Annotated in this window: 11 protein-coding genes, 2 tRNA genes and 3 rRNA genes; 4 read left to right on the forward strand and 12 right to left on the reverse strand. The window is 39.7% G+C overall.

Annotated features, from left to right (window positions below; all coding sequences use genetic code 11):
* The 6 genes from rrf to murI form a co-directional block, all read right to left on the reverse strand.
* A 5S ribosomal RNA gene (rrf, locus tag O970_RS04175) occupies positions 1-108 on the reverse strand; the annotation flags it as partial.
* A gap of 65 nt (positions 109-173) precedes the next feature.
* A 23S ribosomal RNA gene (locus O970_RS04180) occupies positions 174-3,070 on the reverse strand.
* 176 nt (positions 3,071-3,246) lie between these two features.
* Positions 3,247-3,322: transfer RNA gene (locus O970_RS04185), tRNA-Ala, on the reverse strand.
* 55 nt (positions 3,323-3,377) lie between these two features.
* Positions 3,378-3,454, reverse strand: a tRNA-Ile gene (locus tag O970_RS04190).
* Between the two features lie 60 nt (positions 3,455-3,514).
* Positions 3,515-5,052, reverse strand: a 16S ribosomal RNA gene (locus O970_RS04195).
* A 355-nt stretch (positions 5,053-5,407) separates the two neighbouring features.
* Complete coding sequence (murI, locus tag O970_RS04200) at positions 5,408-6,229, reverse strand: glutamate racemase (RefSeq protein WP_024495903.1); 822 nt, start codon at positions 6,227-6,229, stop codon at positions 5,408-5,410.
* Positions 6,230-6,552: 323 nt separating this feature from the next.
* Here murI and metK point away from each other — a divergent pair, with 323 nt between their 5' ends.
* Positions 6,553-7,707, forward strand: coding sequence for a methionine adenosyltransferase (gene metK, locus O970_RS04205; RefSeq protein ID WP_024495904.1), 1,155 nt, complete (start codon positions 6,553-6,555; stop codon positions 7,705-7,707).
* Positions 7,708-8,460: 753 nt separating this feature from the next.
* On the opposite strand, the gene O970_RS04210 is transcribed toward metK, so the two are convergent.
* Genes O970_RS04210 through O970_RS04220 form a run of 4 tightly spaced genes read right to left on the reverse strand, consistent with a single transcriptional unit; the run spans position 8,461 to position 10,545 of the window.
* Positions 8,461-8,805, reverse strand: a complete 345-nt coding sequence (locus tag O970_RS04210; protein ID WP_024495905.1) for a hypothetical protein — start codon at positions 8,803-8,805, stop codon at positions 8,461-8,463.
* The gene (locus O970_RS10055) at positions 8,805-9,215 is read right to left on the reverse strand and encodes a DNA/RNA non-specific endonuclease (RefSeq protein ID WP_202976350.1); all 411 of its coding nucleotides are present in this window, start codon (positions 9,213-9,215) and stop codon (positions 8,805-8,807) included. Before O970_RS10055 ends, O970_RS04210 begins: the two co-directional genes overlap by 1 nt.
* Positions 9,164-9,838, reverse strand: a complete 675-nt coding sequence (locus O970_RS10060) for a hypothetical protein (RefSeq protein WP_024495907.1) — start codon at positions 9,836-9,838, stop codon at positions 9,164-9,166. Before O970_RS10060 ends, O970_RS10055 begins: the two co-directional genes overlap by 52 nt.
* The gene (locus tag O970_RS04220; RefSeq protein WP_024495908.1) at positions 9,805-10,545 is read right to left on the reverse strand and encodes a hypothetical protein; all 741 of its coding nucleotides are present in this window, start codon (positions 10,543-10,545) and stop codon (positions 9,805-9,807) included. The genes O970_RS10060 and O970_RS04220 overlap by 34 nt, the downstream gene beginning before the upstream one ends.
* Before the next feature lie 552 nt (positions 10,546-11,097).
* Between O970_RS04220 and O970_RS04225 the strand changes: the two genes are divergently transcribed.
* The 3 genes from O970_RS04225 (at position 11,098) to gorA (ending at position 14,805) form a co-directional block, all read left to right on the forward strand.
* Positions 11,098-11,724 (forward strand): hypothetical protein, encoded by a 627-nt coding sequence (locus O970_RS04225; protein ID WP_024495909.1) that lies wholly within the window; start codon positions 11,098-11,100, stop codon positions 11,722-11,724.
* Complete coding sequence (locus O970_RS04230) at positions 11,718-12,560, forward strand: 23S rRNA (adenine(2030)-N(6))-methyltransferase RlmJ (RefSeq protein WP_024495910.1); 843 nt, start codon at positions 11,718-11,720, stop codon at positions 12,558-12,560. Before O970_RS04225 ends, O970_RS04230 begins: the two co-directional genes overlap by 7 nt.
* An 892-nt stretch (positions 12,561-13,452) precedes the next feature.
* Positions 13,453-14,805, forward strand: coding sequence for a glutathione-disulfide reductase (gene gorA / locus O970_RS04235; RefSeq protein WP_024495911.1), 1,353 nt, complete (start codon positions 13,453-13,455; stop codon positions 14,803-14,805).
* 355 nt (positions 14,806-15,160) lie between these two features.
* Here the strand turns inward: gorA and recD are convergent, their stop codons facing one another.
* Both recD and O970_RS04245 read right to left on the reverse strand, forming a co-directional pair.
* Positions 15,161-17,026 (reverse strand): exodeoxyribonuclease V subunit alpha, encoded by a 1,866-nt coding sequence (gene recD / locus O970_RS04240; RefSeq protein WP_024495912.1) that lies wholly within the window; start codon positions 17,024-17,026, stop codon positions 15,161-15,163.
* A 26-nt stretch (positions 17,027-17,052) separates the two neighbouring features.
* Positions 17,053-18,663, reverse strand: a complete 1,611-nt coding sequence (locus tag O970_RS04245) for a DUF4139 domain-containing protein (protein WP_238610590.1) — start codon at positions 18,661-18,663, stop codon at positions 17,053-17,055.
* Positions 18,664-18,759 lie beyond the last annotated feature (96 nt).

Genomic DNA, 18,759 nt, shown 5'->3' on the forward strand with positions numbered 1-18,759 from the left:
GTGTCCTACTCTCACATGGGGTGTCCCCACACTACCATCGGCGCTACGGCGTTTCACTTCTGAGTTCGGCATGGGGTCAGGTGGGACCACCGCGCTAATGCCGCCAGACATATCCTGTTTCTCTTCAATCAAGAACAAACTGTTTTCGCGATTCCAAAACAACTCAGAGTTGTAAGGTTAAGACCTCGGCTCATTAGTATTGGTTAGCTCAATGCATCACTGCACTTACACATCCAACCTATCTACGTCCTAGTCTCGAACGGACCTTACTGACTCTCGTCATGGGAGAACTCATCTCCGGGCTAGTTTCGCGCTTAGATGCTTTCAGCGCTTATCTATTCCGCACTTAGCTACCGGGCAATGCGATTGGCATCACAACCCGAACACCAGCGGTGCGTTCACTTCGGTCCTCTCGTACTAGAAGCAAACCCCGTCAATTCTCCTGCGCCCATGGCAGATAGGGACCGAACTGTCTCACGACGTTCTAAACCCAGCTCGCGTACCACTTTAAACGGCGAACAGCCGTACCCTTGGGACCTACTTCAGCCCCAGGATGTGATGAGCCGACATCGAGGTGCCAAACACCGCCGTCGATATGAACTCTTGGGCGGTATCAGCCTGTTATCCCCGGAGTACCTTTTATCCGTTGAGCGATGGCCCTTCCATTCAGAACCACCGGATCACTATGACCTACTTTCGTACCTGCTCGAACCGTCGCTCTCGCAGTCAAGCTAGCTTATGCCATTGCACTAACCTCCTGATGTCCGACCAGGATTAGCTAACCTTCGTGCTCCTCCGTTACTCTTTGGGAGGAGACCGCCCCAGTCAAACTACCCACCAGACAGTGTCCGCAATCCCGTTCAGGGACCTACGTTAGAACATCAAACATTAAAGGGTGGTATTTCAAGGTCGGCTCCATGCAGACTGGCGTCCACACTTCTATGCCTCCCACCTATCCTACACATTAAGGCTCAATGTTCACTGTCAAGCTATAGTAAAGGTTCACGGGGTCTTTCCGTCTTGCCACGGGTACACCGCATCTTCACGGCGAATTCAATTTCACTGAGTCTCGGGTGGAGACAGCCTGGCCATCATTACGCCATTCGTGCAGGTCGGAACTTACCCGACAAGGAATTTCGCTACCTTAGGACCGTTATAGTTACGGCCGCCGTTTACTGGGGCTTCGATCAAGAGCTTCGCATTTCTGCTAACCCCATCAATTAACCTTCCAGCACCGGGCAGGCGTCACACCCTATACGTCCACTTTCGTGTTTGCAGAGTGCTGTGTTTTTATTAAACAGTTGCAGCCAGCTGGTATCTTCGACTGATTTCACCTCCATCCGCGCGGGACTTCAATTACCATCAGCGTGCCTTCTCCCGAAGTTACGGCACCATTTTGCCTAGTTCCTTCACCCGAGTTCTCTCAAGCGCCTTAGTATTCTCTACCTGACCACCTGTGTCGGTTTCGGGTACGATTACATATGACCTGAAGCTTAGAGGCTTTTCCTGGAAGCAGGGCATCAATTACTTCTGCACCTTAGTGCATCGTCATCACACCTCAGCGTTTCAGTGACCGGATTTGCCTAATCACACGCCTACATGCTTAACCCACCATCCAATAGGTGGTAAACCTAGCCTTCTCCGTCCCCCCATCGCAGTCATATATAGTACGGGAATATTAACCCGTTTCCCATCAGCTACGCCTTTCGGCCTCACCTTAGGGGTCGACTCACCCTGCCCCGATTAACGTTGGACAGGAACCCTTGGTCTTCCGGCGAGCGGGCTTTTCACCCGCTTTATCGTTACTTATGTCAGCATTCGCACTTCTGATACCTCCAGCAAACCTCTCAGTTCACCTTCGCAGGCTTACAGAACGCTCCCCTACCCAATACACTTTCGTGCATTGCCGCAGCTTCGGTGCATAGTTTTAGCCCCGTTACATCTTCCGCGCAGGCCGACTCGACTAGTGAGCTATTACGCTTTCTTTAAATGATGGCTGCTTCTAAGCCAACATCCTAGCTGTCTAAGCCTTCCCACTTCGTTTCCCACTTAACTATGACTTTGGGACCTTAGCTGGCGGTCTGGGTTGTTTCCCTCTTCACGACGGACGTTAGCACCCGCCGTGTGTCTCCCATGCTCTGTTCATCGGTATTCGGAGTTTGCATCGGGTTGGTAAGTCGGGATGACCCCCTAGCCGAAACAGTGCTCTACCCCCAATGACAATACATGAGGCGCTACCTAAATAGCTTTCGGGGAGAACCAGCTATCTCCCGGTTTGATTGGCCTTTCACCCCCAGCCACAGGTCATCCGCTAATTTTTCAACATTAGTCGGTTCGGTCCTCCAGTTAGTGTTAACCAACCTTCAACCTGCCCATGGCTAGATCACCGGGTTTCGGGTCTATACCCTGCAACTTAACGCACAGTTAATACTCGGTTTCCCTTCGGCTCCCCTATTCGGTTAACCTCGCTACAGAATATAAGTCGCTGACCCATTATACAAAAGGTACGCAGTCACACATACCTAACGGTACATGCTCCCACTGTTTGTACGTACACGGTTTCAGGTTCTATTTCACTCCCCTCGCCGGGGTTCTTTTCGCCTTTCCCTCACGGTACTGGTTCACTATCGGTCAATCAGGAGTATTTAGCCTTGGAGGATGGTCCCCCCTTCTTCAGACAGGATATCACGTGTCCCGCCCTACTCTTCAAGCTTCCACATCATGGCTTTCGTGTACGGGGCTATCACCCTGTTTCACCGGACTTTCCAGACCGTTCCACTAGCTCATCATGCTACCCGCTTTGGGCTCCTCCCATTTCGCTCGCCGCTACTTTGGGAATCTCGGTTGATTTCTTTTCCTCGGGGTACTTAGATGTTTCAGTTCTCCCGGTTCGCCTCATTAACCTATTTTATTCAGTTAATGATAGTACATTATTGTACTGGGTTTCCCCATTCGGACATCAACGGCTATTGCGCTTTTTATCAGCTTACCGTCGCTTTTCGCAGATTAACACGTCCTTCATCGCCTCTGATTGCCTAGGCATCCACCGTGTACGCTTAATTTCTTAACCTTACAACTCTTAGTTGTCTCGGTTTCGCTTTCCTCAAATATCTTAGCTATGCCATATAACATGCCTTAATATCCGAGAACTCGTTTCTTTTCAGCTTGTTCCTAATTGTTAAAGAGCTATATTCATCTGCACACTTTATCAATGTGCTTATCAATATCTTCGTTTGAGAGTTAAATTGGTGGAGCTAAGCGGGATCGAACCGCTGGCCTCCTGCGTGCAAGGCAGGCGCTCTCCCAGCTGAGCTATAGCCCCATTTCATCACCTTATCAGTCGTGTCGCTTTCGCCACACTTCTTAATAACTCGAATTGGTGGGTCTGAGTGGACTTGAACCACCGACCTCACCCTTATCAGGGGTGCGCTCTAACCACCTGAGCTACAGACCCAATTCAGTGATTTCTCTCTGCTAAAACAAACAATCTGTGTGAACACTTGCAGGCTCTTCGTAAGGAGGTGATCCAACCGCAGGTTCCCCTACGGTTACCTTGTTACGACTTCACCCCAGTCATGAATCACACCGTGGTAAACGCCCCCCTCGCGGTTAAGCTATCTACTTCTGGTGCAACCCACTCCCATGGTGTGACGGGCGGTGTGTACAAGGCCCGGGAACGTATTCACCGTAGCATTCTGATCTACGATTACTAGCGATTCCGACTTCATGGAGTCGAGTTGCAGACTCCAATCCGGACTTAGACGTACTTTATGAGGTCCGCTCACCATCGCTGGCTCGCTTCTCTTTGTATACGCCATTGTAGCACGTGTGTAGCCCTGGTCGTAAGGGCCATGATGACTTGACGTCGTCCCTGCCTTCCTCCACTTTATCAATGGCAGTCTCCTTTGAGTTCCCGGCCTGACCGCTGGCAACAAAGGATAAGGGTTGCGCTCGTTGCGGGACTTAACCCAACATTTCACAACACGAGCTGACGACAGCCATGCAGCACCTGTCTCACAGTTCCCGAAGGCACTCTCGCATCTCTGCAAGATTCTGTGGATGTCAAGACCAGGTAAGGTTCTTCGCGTTGCATCGAATTAAACCACATGCTCCACCGCTTGTGCGGGCCCCCGTCAATTCATTTGAGTTTTAACCTTGCGGCCGTACTCCCCAGGCGGTCGATTTAACGCGTTAGCTCCGGAACCCACAGCTCAAGACCGCAAATTCCAAATCGACATCGTTTACAGCGTGGACTACCAGGGTATCTAATCCTGTTTGCTCCCCACGCTTTCGCATCTCAGCGTCAGTATCTGTCCAGAAGGCCGCCTTCGCCACCGGTATTCCTCCACATCTCTACGCATTTCACCGCTACACGTGGAATTCTACCTTCCTCTACAATACTCCAGACGACCAGTTTTAAATGCAATTCCCAGGTTGAGCCCGGGGCTTTCACACCTAACTTAATCATCCGCCTACATGCCCTTTACGCCCAGTCATTCCGATTAACGCTCGCACCCTCCGTATTACCGCGGCTGCTGGCACGGAGTTAGCCGGTGCTTCTTCTGTAATTAACGTCAATTGATGTACCTATTAGATACATCACCTTCCTCATCACCGAAAGTACTTTACAACCCGAAGGCCTTCTTCATACACGCGGCATGGCTGCATCAGGGTTCCCCCCATTGTGCAATATTCCCCACTGCTGCCTCCCGTAGGAGTCTGGACCGTGTCTCAGTTCCAGTGTGGCTGGCCATCCTCTCAGACCAGCTAGAGATCGTCGCCTAGGTGAGCCTTTACCCCACCTACTAGCTAATCCCATATGGGTTCATCAAATGGCGCATGGCCCGAAAGTCCCATGCTTTGGTCTCGCGACATTATACGGTATTAGCAGTCGTTTCCAACTGTTGTCCCCTTCCATTCGGCAGATCCCCATACTTTACTCACCCGTCCGCCACTCGTCATCAAGTGCAAGCACTCATGTTACCGTTCGACTTGCATGTGTTAAGCCTGCCGCCAGCGTTCAATCTGAGCCATGATCAAACTCTTCAATTTAAAGTTTGATGCTCAATAACTGTTTCTGACATATTCAAATGAATCTTCAGTGTCACTTATCAAGACTTGATTCTTTTAAGTCCTTAGACTTTAATTCTTTCGTCCTGCAAGTGCCCACACAGATTGTCTGTTCTATTTTTTAAAGAGCTGACAGCTTTGCTGTCTCAAGGGCTGCGTATGTTACGCTTTCCTTTTTCATTAGTCAAGAACTTTTTTCAAATTCCTCAACTTTTTAACTTCCAACTTCTCAACTTTCGTCTCGTTGTCGTTCAATGGAGATGCATTATAAGTGTTATTTGCAGTTAATCAAGTGAAAAATAACAAAACACCACCGTTTGAATGAAGTTTATACAAACTACAACGTTATCGTTTGATATTCAAACAGTTCATGCTCAAATAAAGACAAAATTATTGTTTCAGCTTTATTATCCAATGCAGTACTAATCAATTGATGAGTAATATTTAATGATGTTTCGCTATTATTATTTAATTTATTGTTTAATAAAAAAGCCACCCGCTTTGCAACAGCATTTCCTGAATCAACGAAATTAACATCAGGAAAGAGTAAATTAAGTTCATCCTTTATAAAGGGATAATGAGTACAACCTAATACAATGGTATCCGGCGGCGTAGGTAATGATAACCAAGGTGTCATTAATTGCCTTAATAATGGAATATTAACTGGTTCGCCATGTAATTTATTTTCAGCCATTATAGCTAATTCCGATACACCTAATAATTCTACATGGCAATCGGATGCAAATTGTTTTATTAAATCTAACGTGTAAGCACGATTAACGGTTGCTTTAGTTGCAAGCAGACCAATATGCTTATTTTTACTCATTTCTGCTGCAGGCTTTATTGCTGGAACAACCCCTACTATCGGGAATTGGAATTGTTCGCGTAATATAGGTAAACATATAGTGCTTGCCGTATTACAAGCAATCACAACGATATCGATAGAATATTGTTGTATGATCTTCTCTATTAGTGATTTTATACGTTGCACAACGATACTATCTGGTTTATCCCCATAGGGAAAACCCGCATTATCAAATGCATAAATATAGTTTAGATTAGGTAGTAATTGATGAATTTTTTTATATACACTTAGTCCACCTATACCTGAATCCAAAATAAGTATAGTCGTTTTTTGATCAGTTTTATGAATTATCATTGTATTAGGTTTGAATAAATATGTATGGTTGTAACATTGGTTATTTTATCTTTTTTATCAAGAAATCAACTTCGCAACCAATATTAGTATTAATGTGATTAAGATCCGATTAACTATAATTAATATTAATTATAGATGCTTTTTAAACGAAAACGAAATAATTATCTAGTTTATCAAATTAATAAATTGTATAAAAATTGTTGTTTTCTTGAAAGAGTTATATCGTTTATATAAATACTAGCATTCTTATTGATTATTAATTAAAATAGACGTCTAGATGTTAAAATAGCTAAATTTAAAATTAGATTGATAAAGGTAATATCATGACGATCTATCTTTTTACTTCAGAATCAGTATCTGAAGGCCATCCAGACAAAATAGCCGATCAAATTTCTGATGCAGTGCTTGATGCCATTTTAGAGCAAGATCCTAAAGCTCGCGTAGCGTGTGAAACCTACGTTAAAACTGGAATGGCACTAGTCGGTGGAGAAATCACTACTTCTGCTTGGGTTGATGTAGAAGAAATCACTCGAAAAACTATTGCCGATATTGGGTATACGCATTCCGATATGGGATTTGATGCACGTTCATGTGCCGTATTAAATGCTATTGGTAAACAATCACCTGATATTAATCAGGGCGTGGACCGAGCAGATCCATTAGCTCAAGGTGCAGGGGATCAAGGTATTATGTTTGGTTACGCAAGCAATGAAACGCCAGAGTTAATGCCGGCACCCATTCTTTATGCCCATCGCTTAATGGAAAGACAAGCTGAAGTACGTAAAAATGGTACCTTGCCTTGGCTACGTCCTGATGCAAAAAGTCAAATAACATTTAAATATGAGCATGGCATAATTCATAGTATTGATGCTGTAGTATTATCCACACAGCATGCTGAAGATATTTCTGAAAATGCTTTACATGAAGCGGTAATGGAAGAGATCATTAAGCCAATCTTACCAGCAGAATGGTTAACCAATACAACGAAGTACTTTATTAATCCAACGGGTCGTTTTGTAATTGGTGGCCCAATGGGCGATTGTGGTCTTACTGGCCGAAAAATTATTGTTGATACTTATGGTGGTGCTGCACGTCATGGTGGTGGAGCGTTCTCTGGAAAGGATCCTTCGAAAGTCGACCGTTCCGCGGCTTATGCTGCTCGTTATGTAGCTAAAAATATTGTAGCAGCAGGTCTTGCTGATCGTTGTGAGTTACAGATCTCCTATGCTATTGGCGTCGCTGAACCAACATCAATTATGGTTGAAACTTTTGGCACAGAAAAAATTCCATTAGCGCAAATTATTACCTTAGTTAAAGCATTCTTTGATCTGCGTCCTTATGGTTTGATCAAAATGCTTGATTTAATTCGACCTATTTATCTTAAAACCGCAACTTACGGTCACTTTGGACGCGATATTTTCCCTTGGGAAAAGACCGACAAGGCAGCACTGTTACGTGATGCAGCTGGTCTAAAATAAATAACCCTGATAGAAGGAGCTCAAGCTTCTTCTATCTTTTTTCCATAATACATATTGTTATGAACGCGAATTTTGATTTAATAACCTGTCACGTAAATTGCACTCTTTTTTGTTTAGATATTTTTATATAACAAAATATAGTTAAGTCTATTTATTATTTGATTAGCGACTGATCTTTTTAGATGGATCCTATCTCTTTTCGCTTATGTTAAGATAAATATAGTGTAATGCTTTACCCTTTTTTGCCTATCTCTCCCCGCACGAATAATGTTTTATTTTTTGAAACAACTATTTTATTCGATAACTATAAAAAATATAAAAATCAACGATTACACTGACTATCAAATCAGTATTAGAATAAAAATAGCAGATACCGCAATTTTAACACGGTGTCTAGATATTCAATTAATACTTTATATTGGGGCAAACGTACTGTCGTACACTCTTATCACTTTCTTTTAAAACACAACTGTAAAAAATAGATAGTATCATATATTCAATGAGTAACTGGTAATAATGTACTGTAATGGATTTTTAACGAGCGTTTTAAGATGCTTTGTGTTGATCCTTGATACTTCACTCGTATAGTTTCGCGTGTTAGGTCTAACCATTATTATTTTTTCCAACACGAAATCATTTGATTATTTCAACACTATATACGATTAATTTTAACTAGGGTCTTATGCTGCCTAAAGAAAAGGCGTATTACGATAAAATACGCCTAGATAACTATTCATCTATCTATTAAATCACTCACTCTTCAATAAATGGCTCATATTTAAAATCAATATTAATCTTAGCTTTTTCAATATCAACGGTTACAATACAGCCTGTCCAAATAGGATTACCATTTGTTAAATTATTATCGATGAAATATTGTCTTAATTTTACTAAATAATTTAACATATCGGTATTAGCTCTAGCACCACCAGAAAACCAATTTGTATCATTTGATTGATTTATATAATCATATTCATACTTACAATGATCTCCTTCTTGAGATAACTCAGCCTTCATTATGACAGTTTTTGCTCCATCAGGCGCTATATTGAATAGTAATTGTCCTATATCATTATAAATACTATTATTGTTTAACATTATCTTCCTCCTGATGAATTTTTAAATGTTTCTTCTGTTAGACGTCCACCATCAATTGAATAACTAACGTTGAAGCTATCTGGTCTTAAATTTGTGCCTTCATACAAAGGTTCAATTTTAACTTTAACCGTTTTGCCTTCTTTTAGGGCTTTTACCCATTTGTTTTCCATTTGCTTCCATGCGCCACGGTTAAGGTTGGCATTCATCGGTAGCATATTTATTTTTTCACCCGAGCCATTCAATATTGACGCGATTAAATGACCGCCCTCATCGCCCTCAATACCTTGTTTACCCATTTTTAATTGTTGATAAGTGTTTCTGTCTAATGTATCAAGTTTAAGTTCTGCTTCTACCTGCTTTAATCTGCCCAGTTCATCAGTATGGTATATTTTGCTTCTACCTGCTTTAATCTGCCCAGTTCATCAGTATGGTATATTTTATTACCGTCAACGATATAAATTCTATTCGGCTCTGGGTTATTCAGTGCTTTATTCCAATTTCCTTTACTACCCGATTCGGTTTCTATTGTAACAATTTCTAGCTTATAGTGAACTTTCGTTTTAACATCTGATATCATCCATTTAATTCTGGCGTATTTTAAGGCTCGTAACGAATGAGCAAAGGGTTCCGTAAGCGCTCCCAGCAGTAGCCCCTCTAAGACATTTTTTAACCGTCCCTCTGCTGCGCTATCATCAGGACTGTCTTGTAAATACTCAGTGACTGGATTTTGTAATACTTCGAATGATTGAACAAGATTTGACAATCGTTCCTCATGGGGCGCAAAACCCGCAAAATCAGCGACACCACCCGCAATCATACTTTGAGCTAGTTTCCCCATTCTTGTCAGGGGTCTGATTACTTTAAGCCCTTTAGAGGCAGGGATAAAACCAACTAAAAACTGACTGACACCATGAGCAAGAGCACCTGATACTGTTTCAGCTTCGGGGACTTTCGGTAATTGAATAGGATTAGATGATTCAACGCCAGCGCTATGTTGTATTAACTGTTTAGCGATTGAAGCGTCCCATGCCAAATCCGATACTGATTGCCCAGCATCACGTATACCGCCCAGCAATTGAAGCGGCACATCATAATACCAGGGTGGTCAGTTTGCTGTTTATCAAACACAATATCAACATATTGCGCGTTAACAGGTAAACTCACATAAGCATAACCACTACTGTCTAATGTGCCTTGTTTTAGCATCTTTTGACTGGTATTATCGAAGATAGTAAAGGGTTGATTTGCTAAATTATAAACCGTAAATTCAATATAATTTTCTTCATTATCATACTGTGCTAGTTGGCGCGCTTGGATTTCACTAGCCGTTAATCGACGCGGTATTCGATTACTGGGCAATTTTAGAAAGTTATTTTGTGGCGGTAACAAACCTGAATGATATTCAACGGGCTTTTCCAGTAAAATAGCACGCTCTGAACTTAGCGCCTCGATTAGCGCAGCAGTAACTTTTATATCATCTTTATTGTAGGTGTTCGTGCCATAATACAAGCCCAACTTTTCCAGTGTAGAATACAAGTTTTGACATTCTTCTTGATACTTAACACAGTATTGAACAATTTCATTAAGATGTTGGTTATATTGATACTTAACTTTTTTAAATTCCGTAGTCTCAATTACTTTTTGGGGAAAAGGATTGTCACTGTGTGGCGTTAAACTATTATCTAATGGCTTTTGTAACTCTTGCCATTCCTTATTGGTGATTAAGCGATAATATTTCATTGTGATTAATTTATCTTATTTTTTATAGCGATAACAATAATCGATTTTATTATTCATGATAAGATTTAATTACAGCTATTTTAAGTATTAATAAACTGATTAAAACTACCCTAAAAGCCCAATAATTAACGTCCACCAATGGTGTAAGTTGGTTGTTTAGCTTTTTTATGATTATGGCTTACCAAAGTAAAAGATCTTCTTTAATCATCTTCAAATAGCGCGGATAGCGGTTTATTAAAATCAAACCTTACATTGTTATTCTGCTCTATTTGTTGCTTGTCACTGTAACCATGATTAGCAAGCATTAACTTTGCGATTATACCCTGGTTAAAATTGGCTTTAAACGATTATTACTGCGCCTTAATGTTTATTAATGACTATTAGATTATTTGTTTTACTAGGTTTGCTGTTTATTACTGACAGTTAATGATTATTAAAAAATATTGATTTGAATTCTATACTATGATGGTATTATTGAATGTCTAAATAAAGATGTTAAGAGTCGTAATATAGTTTATCTATTACAAGATAGGTACTATCAGGATTAATACCGTGAATAACTTGGATTTTCGCTTCGGTAAGTCATGTATTTTTACCCTCGTTTTCGCTTTGTTTTTATTATGGGGTGGTAATTATTTATTTCCTCTAAATATTGGTTCATGGCGATTAGATAAAATTATTGAACAATTACAATCTTTTATGCTACTTGCTATAGCCGTGCATACTTTCATCTATGCTCAACGTTATGGTAAGCATAGTCATACCCGTAAATTTTGGTACTGGACTTTGTTATGGTGGTTTGTCATTTTTGGGCGTGGTATTAGTTGGGGACGAGAATTTTATCCGCAAGTTCCGCCTATTATTTATCGGATTATTTCGATTATTATCATTGGCGCGCCGATTATCACGATGTTTTTTCCTGCTATTCGACGGCAAATTTATTATCGTTTCTGGTTCCAAAAAATTCCGGTGTGGAATGTCATTTTAGCCTTTCTCTTTTTAGGTATATCCGATATTATCGAACACCATAGAGTAGGAGTTAATTTTCTTCTCTGTTCATCAGAACGACAAGATTTACTGGAAGAGTTGATGGAAGTCCCTTGTTTTTTATCGTTAATCTTTGTCGTTCTATTTTTACAACGCAATGAACATAATACTGAGTCCAATAAAACATGTTAAGTTATCGACATAGTTATCACGCAGGCAATCACGCTGATGTGTTAAAACATATAGTGCTATCTTTATGTATTGAATATTTAAAAGAAAAAGAAAAACCCTTTATTTATCTGGATACGCATTCGGGTGCAGGGCGTTATTTACTGAAGGGTGAGCATGCAGAGAAAACCGGAGAATATTTATCGGGTATTAATCGCATTTGGCAACAAATGGAGAAGCCAGCATTATTAGAACCTTATATGCGCGTAATGCACTATTACAACCGTAGCGAGCAACTAAAATATTATCCTGGTTCGCCTTTGATTGCTAAACATTTACTACGGGATCACGACAAATTGCATATGACAGAATTACATTCATCTGATTATCCTTTATTACGTCATGAATTCCTAAAAGATAAACGAGCGAATGTTATCCGACAAGATGGTTATCATCAGCTAAAATCACAATTACCCCCTAAACAGAGACGTGGAATTATTTTAATAGATCCATCATATGAATTAAAAACAGATTATCAACAAGCCATATCGGCGATTCAAGAAGGATATAAACGTTTTGCTACAGGTATTTATGCGCTTTGGTATCCTGTGGTATCACGAACCCAAACACAAAGAATGATTAAAGATTTGGTGGGTACTGGAATTAAGCGAATTTTACAAATAGAGTTAGCCGTCAAACCCGATAATACGCAAAAAGGCATGACGGCTTCGGGTATGATTGTTATTAATCCGCCATGGCAATTAGCACAGCAAATGGAAACATTACTACCGTGGTTACATTCGGTACTGGTTCCTGAAAATATTGGTGGGTTTACTGTACAGCAATTAGTTGGTGAATGATATTCTATCATTACTCACTAATTTAATATCTATAGTTATTTTATTTTCGTGCCTATATTGATTCGCTGTCGTTCAGTCGATATATATCGACTGAACATTCAATCACGCGTGACTCTTTCGTTCCTAACTCAATATGCCCACTAGGATTATTTTTCTTAGTATATTGATATTTGTACTCGTCATTACCGTTTTTCTATAAAAATAGGGGGTATTATTTCTCCATGCTATCCCAAAAGTTTGCCACGTTATTTACGTTATTTTGCTCCATACGCGCTTAGTTGTTATTACGCAACGTATCGTTAATATCATCACAATGATAGCCGTCAATATGACTACTAATAAATTAACAATCATCCACACAAAGGGAAAAGGGGAAATAGTTCACAAGCTATCAAGTTTAAAAGGAACATTGAACAGTAAAAAAGAGGCAAACTTATATGGAAAAACGCTATCATAGTGTTAATCACTTTTATATCCATGTCAATCAGTATATAGATAACTTTAAGGATAAGCATATAGAGTAACGGCAAAGGAGAAATGATGTCTATTTTAGGATGTCAAAAAATAAATAATACCAAGACCAACAATCGTCATCACATGCCCCTGCCACACTACATGTGCTCAGTTCAGAAAGTTGAAGTAAAAAAATTAAAATAGGCGACTATCACAGAATAGTTTAATTGCTTTTACTAGTGGTTTAAATGTGATTTATAAGACCAGTTAAACGACGTTAACACGCTTTAATCCTTATAACATATCAAATATTTGTGTAAAAAAATAGTTGATTGATAGGCAATTATTATTAAAGGAGTTTATAAAACTGTCTTTAAATATTTGTTAATATATGACAATCTATTCAACATTCATTAAGTTCAAAAACAAAGGAAAGAAAATGACAAAACATTATGATTATATTGCCATCGGTGGTGGTAGCGGAGGTATTGCTTCGATTAATAGAGCAGCCTCATACGGTAAAAAATGTGCCATTATCGAAGCTAAAGCATTAGGGGGAACCTGTGTTAACGTGGGATGTGTGCCTAAAAAAATTATGTGGCACGCGGCACAAATGGCTGAGGCAATTCATCATTATGCACCTGATTATGGTTTTGATTTGACCGTTAATCAATTTAATTGGGAGAAAATGGTTGAAAATCGTACTGCTTATATTGATCGTGTGCATCAATCTTATGAACGTGTATTAAGTAAAAATAATGTTGATGTTATTCAAGGCTATGGACGTTTTGTTGATAAAAATACTATTGAAGTGAATGGTGAACAGTACACCGCTGATCATATCCTTATTGCCGTGGGAGGGAAACCAAGTTTACCCAATATTCCTGGCGTCGAATATGGTATTACTTCGGATGGTTTTTTTGAATTAACGTCATTGCCAGAACGCGTTGCGGTCGTGGGTGCTGGCTATATTGCTTGTGAAATTGCAGGCGTGCTGCATGCGTTAGGTGCTAAAACCCATCAATTTGTGCGTATGGCAACCCCATTACGTAGCTTTGATCCCATTATTGTCGACACATTGATGGAAGTAATTAACACTGAAGGCCATTATCTACATACTTATTCGATTCCTAAATCTGTTGAAAAGAACAGTGATAATTCCTATACCTTGCATTTAGAAAACGGTGAAAGTTTTATCGTAGATTGTGTTATTTGGGCAATTGGCCGTCAACCTGCCACCGAAGGACTCAATTTATCTGCGGCTGGAGTTAAAAGCAATACTTGGGGCTTTATTGAGGTAGATAAGTATCAAAATACCAACATATCCGGTATTTATTCTGTAGGCGATGATACCGAATCTGCTGCCTTGACACCTGTCGCGGTGGCCGCGGGTAGACGTCTTGCTGAACGTTTATTTAATAATAAACCTAATGAATGTTTAGATTATACCAATATTCCAACCGTGGTATTTACTCATCCACCAATTGGTACCGTTGGTTTAACAGAATCACAAGCGATAGACGCTTATGGTGAGCAGAATGTTAAAGTGTACAGTTCCTCTTTTACGGCGATGTATACCGCGGTGACAGCTCATCGACAACCATGTCGAATGAAATTAGTTTGTGCTGGTGACGAAGAAAAAATTGTGGGTATACATGGTATTGGCTATGGTATGGATGAAATTTTACAAGGCTTTGCCGTTGCTTTAAAAATGGGAGCCACAAAAAAAGATTTTGATAATACTATTGCTATTCATCCAACTGCCGCCGAAGAATTTGTTACTATGCGTTAATGGTTAAATAATAGATAACTCAAAAGGAAAGTTAATGGCTTTCCTTTTTTGTCTAAGCTATATCTAATTTCTATCTAAGCTATATCTAAATAGTTTTTATTGATTAACTCAACTAAATAGAGTAATAAATCCGTCTCTCTTTCTGATAAGATACATGGCAATCATCGTTTAATATCGTTTAATATCGTTTAATAATGATAGTATTGCCTATGATAAAAATAAAGAAGTCGACATTTATTTTTGCCTTGCGTAGCCCTACTAATCGTTAAACAATGAGCAGAAAACCAATATCGTTATTTAATTTACCTATAGCGATTTATTAAACAAATAAAACAACCATCCACTTTATTTACGATTATGCCAATGCTTGAATTAATCCTGTTTGCCGTTCAATTTGACTATTTATCGCTTTTTCCAATATAGAAGAACGACTATATAATGTCATCTGCTTTTTAGCTCGAGTGACTGCTGTATAAAGCAGGGAACGGGTTAGTATGGGTGAGAACTCAGTTGGTAAAATAAGTGCCACATGATCAAACTCCGATCCTTGTGATTTGTGTACCGTCATCACAAAAGCTGTTTCATGTAACGGTAACCGATAAGGGGAGAAACCTTGTATACGACCATCGGCTAATTGAAAATAGACCCGTTTTTTACTCGGATCCGTCGTCGATGGTAACGTAATGCCTATATCGCCATTATATAAACCTAAACCAGAATGATTCTTTAAAATCATAACTGGTCGGCCTAAATACCATTCTTCATTTGGCGCCATGGACAGTAATTTTTGTTTGATCAGAGCTTTCTCTATCTGACTGTTTAGTCCATCCACCCCAAAAGCACCATCCCTTAAAGCCGATAGTAATCTAAAACAAGAAAACAGCATTAACGCTTGATTGATATCAAAATCAGCCTGTTTTATATATTGCAAATAATGACTATATCCTTGTACAGCATGTTCTATTACCGAAGGATAATCTAATTCTGACCGAAAACAGTGAAAAGCGATATCGTTATATTGCTTGGCCATCAATAATTGCATTGCTTTCTTGCTCTCTCCTTGTTTCACATAAGCGGCCAGCTGTCCTATACCTGACTGCTGGTCAAAACGATAACTTTTTTGCAATAAGCAAATATTATCGGCTATTGAAGCGCACTTTTCAGTAGCTAAAAGCGGATAGCCAGTGAGTTCTGTCAATTCATTAGCGCGCGAGTCACTATAATCATTACTAGCAAAGTAACAAAGATCACCCAAAACCGCGCCGGCTTCAACAGAAGAGAGTTGCTCTCGATCGCCTAGTAGAATTAAACGCGCATGCTCGGGTAAGGCATCAATCACACTCGCCATCATCGATAAATCCACCATTGATGCTTCATCAATAATAAGAATATCTAAATGTAATGGATTTTCTTTACAATGAATAAATTGCTGTTGATTTAATTGTGCCCCCAACAATCGATGTAAAGTTAGCGCCTCATTAGACATGATAAGTTTAGCATTTTGCTGCGTTGTTAATTTATCTAAGGCGACGTTAAAAGCTTGCGTTAAGCGAGCTGCCGCCTTACCCGTTGGTGCCGCCGCCATAATTCGTAATGCGGGAGAGTGCTTAGGTCGCGCAGCAATTAATGCTGCCAGTAACTTGGCTACCGTCGTCGTTTTACCGGTACCTGGACCGCCAGAAATAATGGCAACTTGTCTCGTCAATGCCATTGCCACGGCAATCTTTTGCCAATCGATCTCATCCTGCTGATCAGGAAATAAATCGGTTAATATTGTCGATAGATTCGCCGTATGCGTAAGTTTAACTGTACTTATCTGCCGAAAATAATTCGCTACTTTTTGCTCATTAAGCCACATTCGCTGAAAATAGAGCCGATCTGCTTGAAGGACTAAAGGCGTATAGCGCTGACCATCACTCGCTATCGTCGATAATGTCAATAGCTCGCACCAATCTGATAAACGAGGAGAGCTAAGTTTAGACCAAAATTGTTGGTTTAATTCATTATCGCGCCCATTAAACATATCTATCGAATTAAGCTTGGTTAATTTGAGGCAGACATGTCCCGCGCGTGTTTCCGCACTTAAATAACTGATGAGAAATAGTAAGCGTTGTTTATTTTGCCCTGTTAACGGTGTTTGCTCAGTAAGAAACTGACTTAAATGAACATCGAGTACCGTAAATAAATTTTTTTCTATCGCCTGTTTAAATAATACTTCCATTAATTCACGCCTTTTTAGTTTATCTCTTATAACCCACTAACAACACTATCTTGTGGATAAGTAACATTAAAACTTAATGGAAGCTGTTTTTCTTCATTTGGATTTAAGGTTAAGGTCCAAGATAAAAGTCCACTTTCTTTATTATATACTGCACCAGAATAGTGAACATTGTCTAAAGTAATTCTTTCATCCTGTATTACTGGTAATTGATCATAAATAGTCATGGTGACTGGGGAGGCCTTGGTATTTTTAATATCAATTGTGTAGGCAAATTTTTGAGTAACCTGTTTACCTAGAAAGGAAGGTTTAGATAACTGCTTGCTATTTTGCTGGCGATAGATATAGATATTTTTATCACCACCAAGCGAAATATCTAACGTATCCGCCATTTCGGTAGTGGTAATAAACTGTTCACCAACATATTTATTCGCAAAAAAGATCATGGCATTACCCGGTAAAAGATTCAAATACTGCCAATCGCTTATTTTGGCTATTAGATAAGCGCTATTATCAAGCTTAGGTGTTGCCACATATTGATAAGTGACTGCTACCTCTGTTTCTTTTAATATTACCACATTATCCTGACTATGGCCTTTTAGAGTAAAAGGTAATTGAATATGATATTGCTGATTTATGCCTTGATTATTGATAGCAATATAATCAGTTAAGCTCCGATGCCCTTCATCATTGAGCGCTACCATAGACATGGGGGCTTTTGACACTAAATTGGATGAATATAAGCGGATGTTATCTAAATCGTGATCATTACGTTTGATCGAAACAACCCATGGCGTTAAAGGTCTTATCTGCCGATCATCGCTCGGGTTTGTGGTAGATAACGTTAAATCGATATTTTGCCAATCAAGCCCAGTATCTTGATAAATATTAGCCTTATAAGTTAAATGCGCCGGTGTATTTATCTCTTGCACCCGAAAATCATAACGTTGCTCCCAACCCGCACTATAAGTAACATACGAGACAGAAATAGGTAACGTCACCGCTTTCTCAGCATAAATCTTAAGTATAATGATAGGCGTAAATGCTTGTGTTTGCCCCTGTTCATGTGTTAATTGCTGCTGGAGCTTCGCTATGTCATCAGTAATATGCTTTATTTCTTGCAACAACGCGGACTTTGCAGATAAGGTCTGGGTAAGATTTTCCCGAATAAAGTGAATAATATTAGTCGTTTCAGTAATTGAACTGGTAGATTTTTTTAAATGCTCGATACGATTACCCGTTAATAAAGAAATTTCCTCTTGAACAACGGCTAATCGAATATTTTTATCATCTAATTTGGCTTGTAATTGTTGTAATTGCTGCTTTAAGGCCTTAACTTGTGCTGATTCAGGGTAATTGACAAAATAATCATTTTTAAGGGTCGTCGCTAATATCATTGCTTTGGACCCAATATCAATATTGATTGAGGCTGGATCGATATCTTTTGCCACCTGCATCAGAATAATATCACTCTCTCCTGCTGGTATTTGGACTGTTGCTGTTTCTGATAATTCTGCACCTTTTGCATAAAGTGTCACGCTATTAAGATTGAGTTTTGTTTGGATGGTATCAGCATAACAAATAAAACTGGTAAAAAAAGGAAGTGAAAGGAAAGTATTTAATATCCAGGATTTATTCATCTTTTTTTTCATCATGATCACCACCTTATTTATGCATTAGAAATATCAACTACCTATGACAATAGTTTATTAGTTCAATTCATTTTTTAATGCAAA

The organism is Candidatus Schmidhempelia bombi str. Bimp, from assembly GCF_000471645.3.
Lineage (GTDB): Bacteria > Pseudomonadota > Gammaproteobacteria > Enterobacterales > Orbaceae > Utexia > Utexia bombi.

Coding starts and splice junctions, on each gene's coding strand:
- recD (WP_024495912.1), bottom strand. CDS start 17,026: ATGGAAGTATTATTTAAACAGGCGATAGAAAAAAATTTATTTACGGTA.
- O970_RS04245 (WP_238610590.1), bottom strand. CDS start 18,663: ATGAATAAATCCTGGATATTAAATACTTTCCTTTCACTTCCTTTTTTT.
- metK (WP_024495904.1), top strand. CDS start 6,553: ATGACGATCTATCTTTTTACTTCAGAATCAGTATCTGAAGGCCATCCA.
- O970_RS04220 (WP_024495908.1), bottom strand. CDS start 10,545: ATGAAATATTATCGCTTAATCACCAATAAGGAATGGCAAGAGTTACAA.
- murI (WP_024495903.1), bottom strand. CDS start 6,229: ATGATAATTCATAAAACTGATCAAAAAACGACTATACTTATTTTGGAT.
- O970_RS04230 (WP_024495910.1), top strand. CDS start 11,718: ATGTTAAGTTATCGACATAGTTATCACGCAGGCAATCACGCTGATGTG.
- gorA (WP_024495911.1), top strand. CDS start 13,453: ATGACAAAACATTATGATTATATTGCCATCGGTGGTGGTAGCGGAGGT.
- O970_RS04210 (WP_024495905.1), bottom strand. CDS start 8,805: ATGTTAAACAATAATAGTATTTATAATGATATAGGACAATTACTATTC.